A 17,895-nucleotide genomic window follows, 5' to 3' on the forward strand; every position below is an offset into this window, starting at 1 on the left:
TCATAAGAACGTCTGTTGTGGAAGGAGTGAATAAGATGAACATTGTACAAGCGATTACGCAAGAACAACTGCGCAAAGACATTCCTAGCTTCCGTCCTGGCGATACGCTGAAAGTTTACGTTAAAGTCATCGAGGGATCGCGCGAGCGTATCCAGTTGTTCGAAGGCGTCGTAATCAAGCGTCGCGGTGGCGGCATCAGCGAAACGTTCACGGTTCGTAAAATTTCTTACGGCGTTGGCGTGGAAAGAACATTCCCGGTGAACTCGCCTAAAATCGATAAACTCGAAGTGGCTCGCCGCGGTAAAGTTCGTCGTGCGAAGCTTTACTACCTGCGCAACCTGCGCGGTAAAGCAGCGAGAATTAAAGAAATCCGTTAATCGGATGGTTAAGAGGGGCTTGCCACAAACAAGCTCCTCTTCGCGTTTTCAGAAGAAAGCAGCATAGTGAGCACGTATGTTATGGACAAGCTAATGGGAGCGGGTGATGGTGTGATGCAGAATCGAGTGGACGGCCAAGAGCCGGAACAGGATACGTTCTCGAATCCGGAATCAGATGTTGTGACGACGAAGCCGGGTAAGAAGAGCAGTGTCGGAAACGAATTGAAAGAATGGGTTAAAGCAATTGCAATCGCCGTCATTCTAGTGCTAATCATTCGCTGGCTGCTGTTTATGCCATTCATCGTGGACGGGCCATCCATGGAGCCGAATTTCTTGACTGGCGAGCGTGTTATTGTGAATAAGGTGCTGTACAAATTCCGTGAACCTCACCGCGGGGAAGTCGTTGTCTTCCACGTGCCGGAAGAAGGCCGCAACTTTATTAAACGTGTAATTGGTGTGCCAGGCGACAAGATCCGTTATGAAGGCGACGATCTGTATGTAAACGATCAGAAAGTCGATGAGACTTACTTGAAGGAAGCGATCGAGAAGGCGCATGAGGAAGGCCATCTGTATAATGACGGCAGCAGCGGTTCCTCGCCGAACTTCCCGAATGATCAGTTCACGGAAGCGGTCGTACCGGAAGGACATATTTTCGTAATGGGCGATCACCGGAACAACAGTAAGGACAGCCGGATGATCGGATTCGTCGATATGGACGAAGTTATCGGCCGCAGTGACGTTATTTTCTGGCCGCTCAACAAAATCAAGGTTATCGGACATAAATAGATTTAAATAAGAGTGGCATGCCTCGTCAATGTCTGCACAGCTGGACGTTCGACGGGGCATGTTGGTTATGAGGTGAAAGCAAGCATGAGCATTCAATGGTTCCCCGGACATATGACGAGAGCCCGCAGGCAGATTCAAGATAAGCTGAAGTTGATCGACTTAGCTGTCGAGTTGCTGGACGCGCGCATTCCAATATCGAGCCGCAATCCGATGATTGACGATATATTGATGAACAAACCGCGCCTGATCGTATTGGGCAAGAGCGACTTGGCTGACCCGAAGGAAACGGAAGCGTGGATCGAACGCTTTAAATATGAAGGACACGAATGTATTTCGGTTGATGCTTCGACTGGTACGCGTGTAGGCGAAATTCCTGGACTGGCGAGAAAGCTTCTCCATGAGAAAATTGCCCGCCAAATTGCGAAAGGGATGAACCCGCGTGCGGTGCGGGCGCTAATCGTAGGCATACCGAATGTCGGGAAATCGACGTTGATCAACCGGCTGGCTGGCCGCAATATCGCAATTACAGGCGATAAGCCGGGTGTGACGAAAGGTCAGCAATGGATCAAATGCGGTACCGAAATGGAATTGCTTGATACGCCGGGTATTCTATGGCCGAAGTTCGAGGATCAACTCGTCGGATACCGGCTTGCAATGACAGGTGCGATCAAGGAGCAAATTCTCGACATTGAAGATATAGCCTTTTTCGCAACGAGAGAGTTAATTAACCGTTATTGGGATACGCTGGTGGAGCGTTACGGGATCGAAGAAGACCGTCCGGCAGATGTTGAAGAATCGAGCGAGATCGTTCGGATTATGGAAGCGATCGGACGTAAGCGCGGCTGTCTCATAAGCGGAGGACGAGTCGATCTGGAGAAGACGTCCGGCATTATTTTGCGCGAGCTTCGAGCTGGCAAGTTGGGCCGGCTGACGCTGGAATCGGCGTCGACGTATTAAACCGTATGGGAGATGCGGGAATGCTGGAGTATGAGAAGCTGTTGTGGGAAAGCGGCTGCGACGGGATAGCCGGCATCGATGAGGTTGGACGGGGCTGTTTGTTCGGCGATGTCGTAGCGGCTGCTGTTATTTTGCCTAAAGGTCTTGTTATTGAAGGCATTAACGACTCGAAGAAGCTGTCTGAGAAAAAGCGGGAAGAGCTCTACAGCGTTATTACGGAGCAAGCGTTATATTGGTCGGTATGCCGGATCGATTCAGCCGAGATCGACCGGATTAATATTAAGCAGGCTTCCCGGCTGGCGATGAAACGGGCCGTTCTGACCCTTGGAGCAGAGCCCGGCCATCTGCTCGTCGACGCAGAGAAGATCGACCTTGATATCCCTCAGCAGGCTATTATTAAAGGCGACGCGACCAGCCAATCGATTGCAGCCGCTTCGATTGTTGCCAAGGTAACACGTGACCGTCTCTGTGTGGGCGAATGGGAAGCGATGTACCCCGGCTATGGCATTGCGATACATAAAGGCTACGCCACGAAGCTTCACCGGGAAAAAATTGTCGAGCTCGGTCCGACGCCGATGCACCGCCGGTCCTTTCTTGGCAACATTATGGCGCAGATTGAGCAGCAGATACTGTTCTAACCGGTGCATGCAATAGTTATAAAGCCCTTATTGTACGCTGCGGTTGACGCAGGTGCGGTGAGGGCTTTTTAAGTTATCCGAATATTGGCGGCATTGTGCACCGAACGGATTATTTTGTCTCGAGGCATGTAGGGTTAAGGGAGCGATGCCGATATAGGATATATAACAGGGTGGACGTATAAAGGGGAATCGGCATTTTGAATATAAGCCAGATGATGAGAAGCTTGCTGGGGGACGTGCAGAGCGGTGACAGCAAGAAACTGGAGCTTAAACCCGGGCAGGTTGTGCGGGGCGTTGTAACGCAACTGCAGGGCGATCAGGAGGCAGTCGTGCAGATTAACGGCGTGCAAGTGCGCGCGAAGCTTGAAACGCCGATTGCGCCAGGACAGTCGACGATGCTGAGAGTTCAGCCTGAATCGACGCCGGAGCAGATTGTTCTAAAACCAGTAGATTTGAGTACGGCTCAAATGCCGGACGATACAGTTCGTCAGTTCGCGAAAGCTGCAGGACTCCCGGATACTGAATGGGCGATGAGCTTAATCAAGCAGTTGAAGCAGGATGGCATTCCGATGACGCGGGAGGTCGCCCAGGCACTCAAGCAGGCGTTCCAGGCGATGCCCAAAGGTGCCGATCCGCAGGAGTGGATGCAGGCTGCGGCAGCAGCTCTTAAACGGGGAATGCCGATGACGGAGCAGACGGTATCCGCGATGAGGCAAGTGATGTTCGGCAAGCCGCTGCATGAGTTGATCGACACCCTTAATAAGCAGCTCGGAGAGATGACGATTGGCAAAGATTCGACAGCGGTCGGTACGGCAGGGCAGACGGACGGAGATGAGAAGTCTGCAGCTTCGCTTAAGCTGCCGGAGAATGCGCTGTCGGCGGCGCTCCGTGTGAAAGGGTTGTTAACGCAAACGGTAGGGATGTCGCATAAGGCTGCAGAGGATGCGCTTCGTCTTGCTTCTGATCAAGCGGCAGGTGATGCTGAGGGCAACGTAGCTGCGGAGACGGCGGGGCAGAGACAGGCTGGTGGAGCAACCCAGACGAAAGGATCGGCTGCGGGAGCTGCATCTGTGTTGAATAACGATAGAGCTCTGACGGAGGAAGGACTAGACAACGTATCTGTCGCGAGAGGGAACTTGACACCGGGCAGTGCGACTGGTTCTGTTGGAACTGCTGCTGGATCTGTGAACAAAGCAAATGGCGGCGAACCCGCTGCCGGTTCGGCGGCTTCTGGTTTACCGGATGCAGCAGGCAGCGAGTCGGAATTGCCGGATTGGATTGGCCGGATGCTCAGTACGCTTGGCGTCAGTCACGAGAACAAATTATTGCAGGCGGCAACACGACCTGCGGCGGCACAGCCTGCCGACGCGGCTGCAACAGAGGCCGCGGCTTCAGGCGATGAAGAGCCGGACACATTTAACACAGCTAGGCCTGCAGACGTAAGCGCGAACGGAAGGGCGGCTGAGACGCTGCGTCAGTCGCCAGCCGCAGCGGACGTCCGGGCAGCGGGCCTAGCAGCCTCTACGGCGAGCGCGGCGCAAGCAGGCGACGGAATCGCGGATGAGGGGCAAGCGGCTTCCGCATTGAGACTCGGCGGTCAGCCGGCGGCAGGCTCGATTCCTAACATGCCATTGCCGGCTGACGGCAGAGTGAATGGGGCAATGCCTCCACTTAATACGCATGCGGCGGATGGGATGGAATCGCTCAAAAGCGCGCTGTTGTCGCTTGCCGCAATGGATGACATGCCGGCTTCCGTTCGGGAAACGGCACAGCAGCTCATTCATCAAATAACGGGTCAGCAGCTTATGCTTGCACCGGAGCGCAGCGGTACGATGTTAACTCATGTGACGATGTTTATTCCGCTCTACGATCAAGACGGCGGTCAGACCGCTTCCGTGCATGTGCAGACGCGCAGGGGCTCGAAGAATGAGCTTGATGCCTCCAATTGCCGGTTGTTGTTCGATTTGAAGTTGAAAGCGATCGGTGAAACGCTCGTTGACGTTCATGTCGTAGATAATATCGTGAATTTGAATGTTTGGAACGACCATCCTGCTATGCAGCGATTGGCTGAGGACGAGCGGGGAGCGGTGGCTGAAGCGTTGAGTCGGGCAGGTTATCAGTTGCTGACGTTCAAAGTAAAGCCGATGCCGGATGCGGCGGCGGAGAATGCATCGTTCGCGGCTAGCCATGGGGGCGAGAAAATAGAATTGCCGCCGGTTGTACCGCCATACGGCGGCGTTCCATACAAAGGGGTCGATTACCGCATATGACAAAACGATACACGCCGGAACCGACAACGAGCGCAAAAGCGAGTTCGGAACAAGTGACGATATCGGCACGCAAAGCGGTAGCGCTCAAATATGAGCCGGGCGAGCGGTCGGCGCCTGTCGTCGTTGCGAAAGGCAAAGGCCATCTTGCCGATGCCATATTGGCGAAGGCGTCGGAGAATGGTGTTCCGATTCAAGAAGACGCCTCTTTGGTCGAAGTGTTGTCGAAGCTGGAAGTGGAACAAGAAATTCCGCCGGAGCTGTACGCGCTTGTGGCTGAGATTTTAAGTTTCGTCTACCGCTCGGACAAGAAGGCAGGGGTATGGAATGACTAATCGGCCGCAAGGCAATATAGGGAGTCCCCCTGCAAATGGATTCAACAATGAACATAGCCATAAAAGCAGCAAGCGCAGAAGCCGGGTCGAAACAGGACGTTTGGGCGAGGAAGCTGCTGCGGCTTATCTCCAGTCAGAAGGCTATGTAATTAGATCGCGCAATTGGCGTTGCAAAGCGGGCGAACTCGATATCGTAGCTGAGTTTGGCGGCGTGACCGTGATCGTGGAAGTTCGTACACGGACAGCTGGTTCGACTGCGGCATTCGGTACGGCAGTAGAATCGATTGATGCACGCAAAGTATATAAAGTGCGGACTATGGCAGCGCTCTACCTGCAGTCGCATGGTCTGCAGCACACGGCCGTTCGCTGTGACGCTGTTATTGTGCTGCTCGGGCAAGATGGCGGGGCTGTCGAGATTTCACATATGCAGAACGTATTATAAGAGATAGTGCAGAAGACGCTGCGGATTTCGGTCCGCGGCGTCTTCTTGTATTGTATATCTAGGTTATTAGTCCTGCGGGTCCTAAAGACTACCCGCCGATCGATTCGCCCGATCTGCGGTACTGAATTGCCTCCGACATATGCGCCTCTCGAATATCGGGATAGCCTTCGACGTCAGCGATCGTGCGAGCGAGCCGGAGCAGACGGTCATGAGCACGGAAGCTGATGCCGAGGGTGTCGAAGGCATGGCGAAGCAGCCTGGCTGCTTCGGGCGACAATCTGGCAGCGCGGTGAAGTGCGGCGCCTGACAGCTCGCCGTTCCACCGTACGCCTGTATCATGCGCCCGATGCTGCTGGCGCTCGACGGCCGCCAGGACGCCGGCTAACATATCGGCGCTCGTCATGCCTGGCTTCGCCGATTTGAACGATTGAGGCCGCGGCACTTCGAGCAGCAAGTCGATTCGGTCGATGAGCGGACCGGATATTTTGCTGCGGTAACGGAGTACTGCCGCATCGGAGCAAATACAGCGGCGGTCAATCGTTTCGTTGCCGTAATAGCCGCATGGACACGGGTTCATGGACGCGGCCAGCATGAAGCGGGCAGGGAACCGAACGACCGCTTTGGTCCGGGCGATCGTTACTTCGCGGTCCTCGAGCGGCTGCCGAAGCACTTCAAGAGAAGGACGTGTAAACTCGGGCAGTTCATCCAGGAACAGCACGCCGCGGTGAGCAAGCGTTGCTTCTCCTGGCCGCGGAATGGTACCTCCGCCAATGAGGCCGCCGGCCGATATCGTATGATGGGGCGCGCGAAAAGGCCGTGTGCGAATAAGCGAGGAAGGACTATGGCCGAGCTTGCCGGCGACGCTGTATATTTTGGTCACCTCGAGCGCTTCTTCATCGGACAGCGGCGGAAGGATCGTAGGAAGACGTTTCGCAAGCATAGTCTTGCCTGTCCCGGGAGGTCCGCTGAGCATGACATTATGTCCGCCTGCGGCTGCGACAAGAAGTGCCCGCTTCGCCCCGTGAAGTCCGAGCACATCGGCATAATCAAGCGTAGTCTCGCTCCCGGATGTGATGGTCTCGCCGCGGTGTTCCATGGTGCTTCTGCTTGGTGTAAATAGAAATGACCGCCAGCGTTCACCGTCTCCCCATGCTGCCATTTCATTCAGATGGCTGATTGCATAGACTTCGACACCGCTTATGAGCGAAGCTTCTGCTGCATTGCCGCTTGGCAGCACGACACGATTGAAACCGCGGCGTACTGCTTGCTCGACCATGGGCAGTACGCCGGGGACGGCGCGAAGCTCGCCGCTCAGCGCAAGCTCGCCGATGAGCAGCGTTCCATCGAACGCATTCAGCGGCAATTGGGCGCTCGCCGCAAGTATGGCGCCGGCAATGGACAAATCGAAGGCAGAACCTTCCTTGCGAAGATCCGCAGGAGCAAGATTGACTGTAATTCGACTCATCGGGAACTGGAAGCCGCAGTTGCGAATGGCGGAACGGACGCGCTCGGCCGATTCGCGAATCGCGCTGTCGGGTAAGCCGACAAGGCTAATCTGGGGAAGACCATTGGAAATATCTGCTTCAACCGCTACAAGTACGCCTTCGATACCGATGACGCTTGCTCCTAATAATTGGGCATACATAACAAAAAACACCTCCGCCTAATTCGGACGAAGGTGCTTCCTTACTTTTCCGGTTCTATAAATAATTATATAAATCTATGATAACGAGGCATCGTCGGTATGTCAATCCGAACGAAAGCTATAGGCTTGATCGACAATTAATTGTTCGTAAACAGCAATGTTAATTGGTACGTAAAATGAATGATGATTCTATTATTTCATCTCAAAACTAGATGAATTCCATATCAAAAGAGCAGTTTATAATTTTATTAAATGTGAGGTAAGAATGTACGTTTAGTGATAAGATATAGTTGTTTGTTTACATTAAACATTGCTTGATTCAGTTTGCGGATTGGAGGATTTCGTTAATGAATATCCATGAGTACCAAGGCAAAGAAGTCCTGAAGCAATACGGGGTTTCGGTGCCAGAAGGTAAAGTAGCTTTCACCGTTGACGAAGCAGTCGAGGCAGCTAAGGCGCTCGGAACTTCCGTCGTCGTCGTTAAAGCACAAATCCACGCAGGTGGACGCGGTAAAGCGGGCGGCGTTAAAGTCGCGAAAAATTTGGATGAAGTGAAAGCTTATGCGAGTGAAATTCTCGGCAAAACGCTTATCACGCACCAAACGGGTCCAGAAGGTAAAGAAGTGAAGCGCCTGCTTATCGAGCAAGGCTGCGACATTAAGAAAGAGTATTATGTAGGTGCTGTTGTCGACCGTGCTACGGGCCGCGTCGTTCTGATGGCTTCCGAAGAAGGCGGTACGGAGATCGAAGAGGTTGCCGCTCACTCGCCTGAGAAAATTTTCAAAGAAATCGTTGACCCTGCAATCGGCCTTCAGCCTTTCCAAGCGAAGCGTCTTGCATTCAACATCAACATCCCGAAAGAGCTCGTGAACAAAGCGGCAAGCTTCATGATCGCGCTGTACACGGCTTTCGTGGACAAAGACTGCTCCATTGCGGAGATCAACCCGCTCGTCGTGACTGGCGACGGCAATGTTATGGCGCTCGACGCCAAGCTGAACTTCGATTCCAACGCGCTGTACCGCCATGCGGACATCGTTGCGCTGCGCGACCTGGATGAAGAAGATGAGAAGGAAATTCAAGCGTCCAAGTTCGACCTGAGCTACATTGCACTCGATGGCAACATCGGCTGCATGGTTAACGGCGCAGGCCTTGCAATGGCGACGATGGACATTATCAAATATTACGGCGGCGACCCGGCTAACTTCCTCGACGTAGGGGGCGGTGCGACGAAAGAGAAAGTAACGGAAGCGTTCAAAATCATTCTGTCCGACGACAAAGTAAAAGGCATCTTCGTTAACATCTTCGGCGGCATTATGAAATGTGACGTAATCGCCGATGGCGTTATTGCGGCTGCGAGAGAGCTCGGTCTCGACCGTCCGCTCGTCGTCCGTCTCGAAGGCACGAACGTAGAGCTCGGCAAAAAAATGCTGAACGAATCCGGTCTGAACATTGTAGCAGCCGATTCGATGGCAGACGGCGCTCAGAAGATCGTCGCGCTCGTGAAATAGGACAACCAACCGGCAAATTCCGAATTTCTTTAGGGGATGTGAAATTTCGATGAGCATTTTGATCAATAAAGATACAAAAGTCATCACGCAGGGCATCACGGGTAAAACCGCGCTGTTCCACGCGAAAGGCGCGCTCGATTACGGCACGCAAATGGTCGGCGGCACTTCGCCGGGCAAAGGCGGTACCACGGTCGATATCACGTTGGAGAACGGTACGACGGCATCGCTGCCAGTATTCAATACCGTAACTGAAGCGGTAGCGGCTACAGGCGCGACGGCATCGGTTATTTATGTTCCGCCAGCATTCGCTGCTGACGCGATTCTCGAAGCGGTTGACGCTCAGCTTGACCTTGTTATCTGCATCACGGAAGGTATTCCGGTGCTTGACATGGTGAAAGTACAGCGTTACATGGAAGGCAAGAAAACGCGTCTGATCGGTCCGAACTGCCCAGGCCTCATTACGCCTGACGAATGCAAAATCGGTATCATGCCAGGCTACATTCATACGAAAGGGCATGTCGGCGTCGTTTCGCGTTCCGGTACCCTCACTTATGAAGCGGTTCACCAGCTGACGACGCGCGGCATCGGCCAATCGTCCGCAGTCGGCATTGGCGGCGACCCTGTTAAAGGTACGGAATTCATCGACGTGCTCAGCATGTTCAATGAAGATCCGGACACGTATGCTGTTATCATGATCGGCGAGATCGGCGGTACGGCTGAGGAAGAAGCAGCTGAGTGGATCAAAGCGAACATGAAAAAGCCGGTTGTCGGCTTCATCGGCGGCGCTACGGCTCCTGCTGGCAAGCGTATGGGACATGCTGGCGCAATCATCTCTGGCGGCAAAGGTACGGCTGCTGAGAAAATTTCGACGTTGGAAGCTTGCGGCATTAAAGTCGCGCCTACACCGTCCGAAATGGGTTCGACGCTCGTATCGGTGCTCGAGGAGCAAGGTCTGCTCGAGAAATGCATCACTCGCAAATAAGCGAATCAAAATATCGTAAATAACCGTCATGCACAAGTGCAAACGTACGGTTTTACCGATAAGGCAAGCAGCCTTTCGGCCCTTTATAGGGGCGAAAGGCTGCTTTTTTGCATTTAAATGGAGATGGCGGCTTGCATTCTCGTTCCGCCTAGAGCAAAATAGGTAAAGGAATGCAGGCCTCCGTCAAGGAGGCTATTGGAATGTTCAATGTTGACAAGAGAAAGCTCATTATCACGCTTCATGACATACCGGGCGTCGGCTGGAAGTCGATCAAGAAAGCGGTCGATTCGGAGCTGTGGGACCGAATGTCGCTGGGTACTCCCGATCCATGGTTGTCAGCTGGCTTTCGCCCCGAACAGGCGAATGAAGCTGCCAAACGTTTCTCATCCGCCGGATCGGGGTATGATTCTATCATATCGAAGTACGACAAATGCGATGCGTCCGTACTGATGATTGATGATGAGCATTATCCGCAGGCGCTTCGCAATATCCATGAGCCACCGTGGGCACTGTATGCGATAGGCCGCGTTGAACTGCTCCAGCGGCATGCGGTTTCAATTGTAGGCACACGCACGCCTACCGCTTACGGGCGCCATATGGCGAAGGAGCTGGCTTCCGGCTTTGCGGCGAACGGATTGACGGTCGTTAGCGGCCTTGCAAGGGGCGTAGACGGCATAGCGCACGATGCATCGGTCCATCATGAGGGCAGCACGATTGCGGTGCTTGGTACCCCGATAGACCGTGTGTATCCGCCGCAGCATGCGTCCTTGTATCGGCAAATTGCTGCACAAGGGCTTCTGCTGTCGGAGGCGCCGCTCGGGATGGCGCTTCATCCCGGGTTGTTCCCGCTACGCAACCGGATCATTGCGGGACTATCGGCAGGCACCGTCGTCATTGAAGCGGCTGCCAAGAGCGGCTCGCTCATTACGGCGGAGCAGGCGTTCGCGTTCAACCGCGAGTTGTTCGCCGTACCGGGGCCAGTTACGTCTCCGCGGAGCAGCGGAACAAACCGGCTGCTCGTGGAGCGGAAAGCGGCTGCGATTACGTCAGTCGAGGATTGGTTCGAGCAGCTGCCTTATACGCGCTCCGCAGTCGATAATAATAGTAGGGCGGCATCGTCTGTACCAGCAGAGCCGCTCACCGGCGACGCCCGTATCGTGTACGATTTGCTGCTTGACCGGCCATGCACAGCGGATGAACTGCATGAGCTTACAGGTCTCGCTCTTGGACATTTGCACGCCGTTCTGATAAATTTATGTATAACTCGTAAGGTTCAACTTCAGCACGGCTCTACATATTCCGTTATTTAAACATGCTGGGAGAGGAGGACGCTTAATGGCGGATTCGCTCGTCATTGTCGAGTCGCCTGCCAAGGCGAAGACGATCGGCAAATATCTGGGCAGCAAATATATCGTAAAAGCGTCCATGGGGCATATTCGAGATTTGCCTAAAAGCCAAACAGGCGTTGAGGTCGAAAACGGCTTCAACCCGAAATATATCACGATCCGCGGGAAAGGCAGCGTCCTGAAGGAATTGAAGGACGCGAGCAAAAAAGTGAAAAACGTCTATCTCGCAGCCGACCCCGATCGCGAGGGTGAAGCGATAGCGTGGCACTTGGCGCATTATCTCGAACTGGATGAGGCAAACAGCTGCCGCGTCGTATTCAACGAGATTACGAAGCAGGCAGTTAAAGACGCGTTTAAGACGCCAAGACCGATCAATATGGATCTGGTGAACGCACAGCAGGCGCGCCGGATTCTTGACCGTCTAGTCGGTTACAAGATTAGTCCGCTGCTGTGGAAGAAGGTTAAGAAGGGGCTGTCGGCCGGCCGGGTGCAATCGGTTACGGTAAAGCTCGTCATTGACCGTGAGAATGAAATATTGGCATTCGTGCCGGAAGAATATTGGACGATTACGGCGAAGCTTCATAAAGGTGATGCCGTATTCGAAGCGAAGTTCCATTCCATCGCTGGAGAGAAGCGGGAGCTTGGCAGTGAGGCTGACGTTCAAAGCATACTTGGAGCTATGAACGGCGCTCCGTTCACTGTAAGCGACGTAAGGGAGAAGGAACGGCTCCGCAATCCGGCTCCGCCGTTTATTACGAGCTCGCTTCAGCAGGAAGCGGCACGCAAGCTTGGCTTCCGCGCATCGAAGACGATGTCCGTTGCTCAGCAGCTGTATGAGGGCGTCGATCTGGGCAAGGAAGGTACGGTTGGTCTCATTACGTATATGCGTACCGACTCCACGCGTATTTCGCCGATTGCCCAAGAAGAGGCAAAAGAGTTTATCGAATCGAAGTACGGGCCGTCTTATTTTCCGGATGAGCCGCGTATTTATTTGAAGAAGAACAGCAACGCGCAGGATGCGCACGAAGCCATTCGTCCGACCTCCGTACTGCGCGAGCCTGATCAAATGAAAGAGTTCCTAACGCGTGATCAGATGCGGCTTTACAAGCTGGTCTGGGAACGTTTCGTTGCGAGCCAGATGTCTTCGGCCGTGCTTGATACGATGACCGTTGATTTGAAGGCAGGCGAGACTGTATTATACCGGGCGGTAGGCTCGAAGGTGAAATTCCCGGGCTTCATGAAAGTGTACGTCGAAGGTAATGACGACGGCAATACGAATGATGACGAGAAGTTCTTGCCGGCGCTATCCATCGGAGACACGATTACGGCCGAAAACATCGATCCGAAGCAGCACTTTACGCAGCCTCCTCCGCGGTACACGGAAGCACGGCTGGTGAAGACGCTCGAGGAACTCGGCATCGGCAGACCGAGTACGTATGCGCCAACGCTTGAAACCGTTCAGAAGCGCGGTTATGTGGCAATCGAGGAGAAGAAGTTTATTCCGACGGAGCTTGGCGAACTTGTGAGCCAGCTCATGGAGGAGTTCTTCCCGGAAATATTGGACGCGGAGTTCACGGCTCAGATGGAAGAGGAGCTCGACCATGTCGAGGACGGTAAGGAGAACTGGGTCAAAGTACTGTCTGACTTCTACGAATCGTTCGAGAAGCGGCTGAAGATTGCGGAAGAAGAGATGAAGGAAATCGAGCTGCAAGATGAAGTGTCCGACGAGCTGTGCGAGAAGTGCGGCCGTCCGCTCGTCTACAAGATGGGCCGCTTCGGGAAGTTCCTTGCCTGCTCCGGGTTCCCGGAATGCCGCAACACGAAGCCGATCGTCAAAGAAATCGGCGTCACGTGCCCGAAATGTGCCAAAGGCAGCATAATCGAGCGCCGAAGCAAGAAGGGCCGTGTATTCTACGGGTGCAACCTGTATCCCGAATGCGACTTCGTCTCTTGGGATAAACCGGCCGGCAAGCCGTGCCCTTCCTGCGGCGGTATGATGGTCGAGAAGAGAAGCAAGGCCGGCATCAAGCTGCAATGCACGCAATGTGACCATAGCGAGCAGGCGGCTGACGATGCGGATCAAGAACACGAACAAGAACAGGTTTAATGCCTGTACGCATGCATGCATTAATGACGTGCTGTCCGTCCGCTATGGGCGGCAGCCGTTTTCATTGAGAAAGGTAGGTTTGTCCATTGTCTTCCACACCGAAAGTAACGGTCGTCGGCGCCGGTCTGGCCGGCAGCGAGGCCGCTTGGCAAATTGCTTCACAAGGAGTACCTGTTACGTTATACGAAATGCGTCCGGTTACCAAAACACCGGCTCATCATACGGATAAATTCGCCGAACTCGTATGCAGCAACAGCTTGCGGGCGAACGGATTAACGAATGCGGTTGGCGTATTGAAAGAAGAAATGCGAATGCTGGGCTCACTCATTCTCGGAAGTGCGGACCGCAATGCTGTACCGGCAGGCGGAGCGCTAGCGGTTGACCGCGACGGATTCTCCGGCGAAGTGACTCGATCGCTTCGGGAACATCCGCTAATCGAAGTTCGCAACGAGGAATTGACTGCGATACCGGAAGATGGCATTGTCGTCATTGCGACGGGGCCGCTTACCGCTCCGTCACTGTCTCAAAGCATTCAGGCGCTGCTTGGTGAAGAATATTTCTATTTCTATGACGCAGCAGCTCCGATCATCGAGAAAGACTCGATTGACATGAGCAAAGTATACTTGGCTTCCCGTTATGATAAAGGCGAAGCAGCATACTTGAATTGTCCGATGACAGAGGAAGAGTTCAACACGTTCTATGAGGCGCTCATATCGGCAGAAAAGGCAGAATTGAAAGAATTCGAGAAGGAAGTTTATTTCGAAGGGTGCATGCCCATTGAAGTTATTGCTTCCCGCGGAAGACAGACGGTGCTGTTCGGGCCGATGAAGCCGGTTGGTCTCATTAACCCGCATACCGGCAAGCTGCCTCATGCTGTCATTCAGCTGCGCCAGGATAATGCAGCAGGCACACTGTACAACATGGTTGGGTTCCAGACGCATTTGAAGTGGGGAGAGCAGAAGCGGGTTTTCTCGTTAATCCCTGGTCTAGAGAATGCTGAATTCGTCCGGTATGGTGTCATGCACCGGAATACGTTTATCAATTCGCCGCGTTTGATGAATCCGACCTACCAGTTCAAAGGACGCGACACGCTGTTCTTTGCCGGTCAGATGACGGGTGTCGAAGGTTATGTCGAATCGGCAGCGTCCGGCCTGCTGGCGGGCATTAATGCAGGCAGATTGGCACGCGGGCTCGAGCCGCTCGTTCTGCCGGCAGACACAACTCTGGGCAGTATGGCGAACTATATTACGACGGCTGATTTCAAACATTTCCAACCGATGAATGCGAATTTCGGGTTATTTCCGCCGCTTGAGAAGCGGATGAAGAGCAAGAAGGATAAGAACGACGCAATTGCTAATCGTGCGCTAGCTTCTCTAGAGCAGTTTAAAACCGAACATTTGTCATAAGCGTCAAGGAAGTATGCTAGCCATACACAGATGATCAGAAAGCCAAAGCAATCCTATGCTGTATATTCGGCAGTATTTCGACCTTAAGGAGGTTCCCTCATGGAAATGCAGTTTCATGCGACGACGATATGCGCAGTGCGTCATAACGGACAGGGCGCGATAGCGGGCGATGGTCAAGTGACATTCGGCAACAGCATGGTTATGAAAGGTACCGCTAAAAAGGTGCGCAGGCTGTACCGAGGACAGGTCGTGGCCGGTTTTGCTGGTTCGGTTGCCGATGCGATTACGCTATTCGAGAAGTTCGAAGGCAAGCTGGAGGAGCATCACGGCAATTTGCAACGCGCTGCAGTAGAGCTTGCGAAGGAATGGCGGTCCGACCGCGTGCTTCGCCGCTTGGAGGCGATGCTGCTCGTGATGGACGCTACGGGTCTGCTGCTCATATCGGGCAACGGCGAAATAATCGAACCAGACGACGGTGTGCTGGCGATCGGCTCTGGCGGCAGCTTCGCTCTGTCGGCTGCAAGAGCGCTGAAGCAGCACGCAACGCATTTGGAAGCGAAAGAAATGGCGAGAGCCGCATTGGAAATTGCAGCGGACATTTGCGTCTTTACGAACCGCAGCATCATCGTGGAAGAAGTGTAACGTCTTATCGTTAGGATCGGGCTCAGCTTCGGCTGAGGGCGGAAGAGTGGTTGAACAATATTAGCCGGCGGAGGGATGCCAATATGGGTAACGAGTCGATGACACCGCGACAGATCGTCGCAGAGCTGGATAAGTATATTGTTGGTCAGAAGCAGGCGAAGCGTTCCGTCGCAATCGCGCTGCGCAACCGTTACCGGAGAAGCAGACTGGCCGAAGACATTCGCGATGAGATCGTTCCAAAAAATATTCTTATGATCGGACCGACAGGTGTCGGCAAAACGGAAATTGCCCGCCGCCTGGCGAAGCTTGTGCAAGCGCCGTTCGTCAAAGTCGAAGCGACGAAATTTACGGAAGTGGGCTATGTTGGCCGTGATGTGGAGTCGATGGTAAGGGATTTGGTCGAAACAGCGATCCGCATCGTAAAGGCTGAACGTACCGAAAGCGTTCGTGACCGTGCGGAAGTGCTGGCGAATGAGCGGATCGTCTCTTTGCTCGTTCCTACGGCCAGTAAGAACAAGTCGCAAAAAAATCCGTTCGAAATGCTGTTCGGCGGCGGACAGCAGACGAAAGAGCCGGAGCCGGAGCCCGAACAAGATACGACAGTCGCGGAGAAGCGCAAGGCGGTCAAGGAGAAGCTCGCTGCCGGGTTGCTCGAGAATGAGATAATCGAGATTGAAGTCGAAGACACGACGCCTAATATGCTCGATATGTTGTCCCCTCAGAACGGGGAAGGGCCGGGCGGAATGAATATGCAGGAGCTCTTCGGCCAATTTATGCCGAAGCGGACGAAGAAGCGCAAGCTGAAAATTAAAGATGCGCGTAAGGCGCTGATTCAAGAGGAAGCGACGAAGCTGATCGATATGGATGATGTTATTTCCGAATCGGTCGCTCGTGCGGAGCAGTCGGGCATTATTTTTATCGATGAAATAGACAAAATCGCTAGTCCGTCAAGAGGCGCAGGTCCCGATGTTTCGCGGGAGGGCGTACAACGTGACATTCTACCTATTGTCGAAGGTTCGACGGTTGTGACGAAGTATGGTCCGGTCAAAACCGATTACGTGCTGTTCGTCGCGGCGGGGGCGTTTCACGTTGCGAAGCCGTCCGATCTGATACCAGAACTGCAAGGGCGGTTCCCGATCCGGGTCGAGCTGACGAGCTTAAGCCTTGACGATTTCGTTAATATATTGAAAGAGCCGAAGAATGCGCTGATCAAGCAGTATTCCGCCTTGCTGCAAACAGAAGGGATCGAGATCGAGTTCTCGGATGATGCAATTCGCGAGCTTGCCTCGATTGCGGCGGATGTGAATAAGAACACGGAAAACATCGGCGCCAGAAGGCTGCATACGATATTGGAGAAACTGCTCGAGGATCTATCATTCGAGGCGCCTGAGCTTAATTTGGAGCGCATCACGATCACCCCTGAGTACGTGAAGGAGAAGCTGGGCAGCATTGCGCAGAACCGCGATCTGAGCCAGTACATTTTGTAGCGGCGTCGGTTTGGGAGGACAGAGGCATGACTTTATTGTCAAAGACAAGAACGCTGAACCGGCTGCTTCAACGAGCAGCCGGCAAGGCGCTCAACTTCCGGGAGATGGCGGAAGTGCTAAGCACGACGATGCAAGGCAACGTATTCGTCGTTAGCCGGAAAGGCAAAATATTAGGCTGTGCAGCGATCGGTGCCTACGAGCACGATCATATGCGTACACTGTCTATCGGGGAGATTCGGTTCTCGGCGGAGAGCAACGAACGGTTTCTTCAGCTGCAGGAGACGGTAACGAACGCGGAGCCCGATCCGGGTGTGACGGAAGTGTTCCCGCTGCTGTCCGGCCAGCGAACGATGACGGTCGTGCCGATTATTGGCGGAGGAGACCGTCTAGGCACACTGGTGCTTACGCGCGATGCCCAGATGTTCGGCGATGAGGATCTCATTCTAGCGGAATATGGTTCGACGATAGTCGGCATGGAAATTTTACGCGAACGGGCGGAAGAAGTAGAACTCGAAGCAAGGAGCCGCGCAGTTGTAGCGGTTGCAGTCGGGTCGCTATCGTTCAGTGAAATGGAAGCGGTTGAACATATTTTTGAAGAGCTGGATGGGAAAGAAGGACTGCTTGTTGCTTCCAAGATAGCAGACCGAGTAGGTATTACTCGTTCGGTAATTGTCAATGCGCTGCGTAAATTGGAAAGCGCTGGAGTGATTGAGACACGTTCTCTCGGAATGAAAGGTACTTACATTAAAATTCTGAATCCGCAGCTGCTTGTGGAACTTAACAAATTAAAGGCGTAAAACGGATAAAATCACATAGATTTCGGGATGAAAGCCCTGTCTTTTTCAAAAAAAGATAGGGCTTTTTTCTTATTGTATATATTTAGGAAATTGATGAATATAATCATGTCGGCAAAACTCGACAGCGGCTTCTCATTTTTTTAACAAAATGATGTCGAATCAAGAAGGAATAA

The 17,895-nt window shown here is 53.4% G+C and carries 16 protein-coding genes; 15 read left to right on the forward strand and 1 reads right to left on the reverse strand.

What is annotated here, in order from left to right; translation table 11 throughout:
• The first annotated feature begins 35 nt into the window (after window positions 1-35).
• From rplS to PKO01S_RS13480, 7 genes are all read left to right on the forward strand, one after another.
• Entirely contained in the window at window positions 36-377 is a 342-nt protein-coding gene (gene rplS, locus PKO01S_RS13450) for a 50S ribosomal protein L19 (RefSeq protein WP_127531865.1), read from the forward strand.
• Window positions 378-491: 114 nt separating this feature from the next.
• Window positions 492-1,163, forward strand: coding sequence for a signal peptidase I (gene lepB / locus PKO01S_RS13455; protein WP_127531932.1), 672 nt, complete (start codon window positions 492-494; stop codon window positions 1,161-1,163).
• Window positions 1,164-1,247: 84 nt separating this feature from the next.
• The gene (ylqF, locus tag PKO01S_RS13460) at window positions 1,248-2,120 is read left to right on the forward strand and encodes a ribosome biogenesis GTPase YlqF (protein ID WP_127531866.1); all 873 of its coding nucleotides are present in this window, start codon (window positions 1,248-1,250) and stop codon (window positions 2,118-2,120) included.
• A gap of 20 nt (window positions 2,121-2,140) precedes the next feature.
• On the forward strand, window positions 2,141-2,758 hold the full coding sequence (locus tag PKO01S_RS13465) for a ribonuclease HII (RefSeq protein WP_127531867.1): 618 nt from the start codon (window positions 2,141-2,143) through the stop codon (window positions 2,756-2,758).
• 197 nt (window positions 2,759-2,955) lie between these two features.
• Window positions 2,956-5,028, forward strand: a complete 2,073-nt coding sequence (locus tag PKO01S_RS13470; RefSeq protein WP_127531868.1) for a hypothetical protein — start codon at window positions 2,956-2,958, stop codon at window positions 5,026-5,028.
• Window positions 5,025-5,360: an EscU/YscU/HrcU family type III secretion system export apparatus switch protein gene (locus PKO01S_RS13475; RefSeq protein WP_127531869.1), complete on the forward strand. Its 336-nt coding sequence runs from the start codon at window positions 5,025-5,027 to the stop codon at window positions 5,358-5,360. Before PKO01S_RS13470 ends, PKO01S_RS13475 begins: the two co-directional genes overlap by 4 nt.
• Window positions 5,353-5,802, forward strand: a complete 450-nt coding sequence (locus PKO01S_RS13480; RefSeq protein WP_127531870.1) for a YraN family protein — start codon at window positions 5,353-5,355, stop codon at window positions 5,800-5,802. The genes PKO01S_RS13475 and PKO01S_RS13480 overlap by 8 nt, the downstream gene beginning before the upstream one ends.
• 88 nt (window positions 5,803-5,890) lie before the next feature.
• Here PKO01S_RS13480 and PKO01S_RS13485 read toward each other — a convergent pair whose 3' ends face one another.
• Window positions 5,891-7,447: a YifB family Mg chelatase-like AAA ATPase gene (locus PKO01S_RS13485; RefSeq protein WP_127531871.1), complete on the reverse strand. Its 1,557-nt coding sequence runs from the start codon at window positions 7,445-7,447 to the stop codon at window positions 5,891-5,893.
• Between the two features lie 347 nt (window positions 7,448-7,794).
• On the opposite strand from PKO01S_RS13485, the gene sucC reads away from it, so the two are divergent.
• The 8 genes from sucC (at window position 7,795) to codY (ending at window position 17,722) form a co-directional block, all read left to right on the forward strand.
• The gene (sucC, locus tag PKO01S_RS13490; protein ID WP_127531872.1) at window positions 7,795-8,955 is read left to right on the forward strand and encodes an ADP-forming succinate--CoA ligase subunit beta; all 1,161 of its coding nucleotides are present in this window, start codon (window positions 7,795-7,797) and stop codon (window positions 8,953-8,955) included.
• Between the two features lie 49 nt (window positions 8,956-9,004).
• The gene (gene sucD / locus PKO01S_RS13495) at window positions 9,005-9,937 is read left to right on the forward strand and encodes a succinate--CoA ligase subunit alpha (RefSeq protein WP_127531873.1); all 933 of its coding nucleotides are present in this window, start codon (window positions 9,005-9,007) and stop codon (window positions 9,935-9,937) included.
• 200 nt (window positions 9,938-10,137) lie between these two features.
• Window positions 10,138-11,247: a DNA-processing protein DprA gene (gene dprA, locus PKO01S_RS13500; protein ID WP_164779597.1), complete on the forward strand. Its 1,110-nt coding sequence runs from the start codon at window positions 10,138-10,140 to the stop codon at window positions 11,245-11,247.
• A gap of 25 nt (window positions 11,248-11,272) precedes the next feature.
• Window positions 11,273-13,390: a type I DNA topoisomerase gene (topA, locus tag PKO01S_RS13505; RefSeq protein WP_127531875.1), complete on the forward strand. Its 2,118-nt coding sequence runs from the start codon at window positions 11,273-11,275 to the stop codon at window positions 13,388-13,390.
• Between the two features lie 86 nt (window positions 13,391-13,476).
• On the forward strand, window positions 13,477-14,796 hold the full coding sequence (trmFO, locus tag PKO01S_RS13510) for an FADH(2)-oxidizing methylenetetrahydrofolate--tRNA-(uracil(54)-C(5))-methyltransferase TrmFO (RefSeq protein WP_127531876.1): 1,320 nt from the start codon (window positions 13,477-13,479) through the stop codon (window positions 14,794-14,796).
• Between the two features lie 99 nt (window positions 14,797-14,895).
• The gene (hslV, locus tag PKO01S_RS13515; protein WP_127531877.1) at window positions 14,896-15,438 is read left to right on the forward strand and encodes an ATP-dependent protease subunit HslV; all 543 of its coding nucleotides are present in this window, start codon (window positions 14,896-14,898) and stop codon (window positions 15,436-15,438) included.
• Window positions 15,439-15,521: 83 nt separating this feature from the next.
• Window positions 15,522-16,925, forward strand: coding sequence for an ATP-dependent protease ATPase subunit HslU (hslU, locus tag PKO01S_RS13520; protein ID WP_127531878.1), 1,404 nt, complete (start codon window positions 15,522-15,524; stop codon window positions 16,923-16,925).
• Between the two features lie 26 nt (window positions 16,926-16,951).
• Entirely contained in the window at window positions 16,952-17,722 is a 771-nt protein-coding gene (codY, locus tag PKO01S_RS13525) for a GTP-sensing pleiotropic transcriptional regulator CodY (RefSeq protein ID WP_127531879.1), read from the forward strand.
• Window positions 17,723-17,895: the final 173 nt, after the last annotated feature.

It is taken from the genome of Paenibacillus kobensis NBRC 15729, from assembly GCF_004000825.1.
Taxonomy (GTDB): Bacteria; Bacillota; Bacilli; order Paenibacillales; family Paenibacillaceae; genus Paenibacillus_T; species Paenibacillus_T kobensis.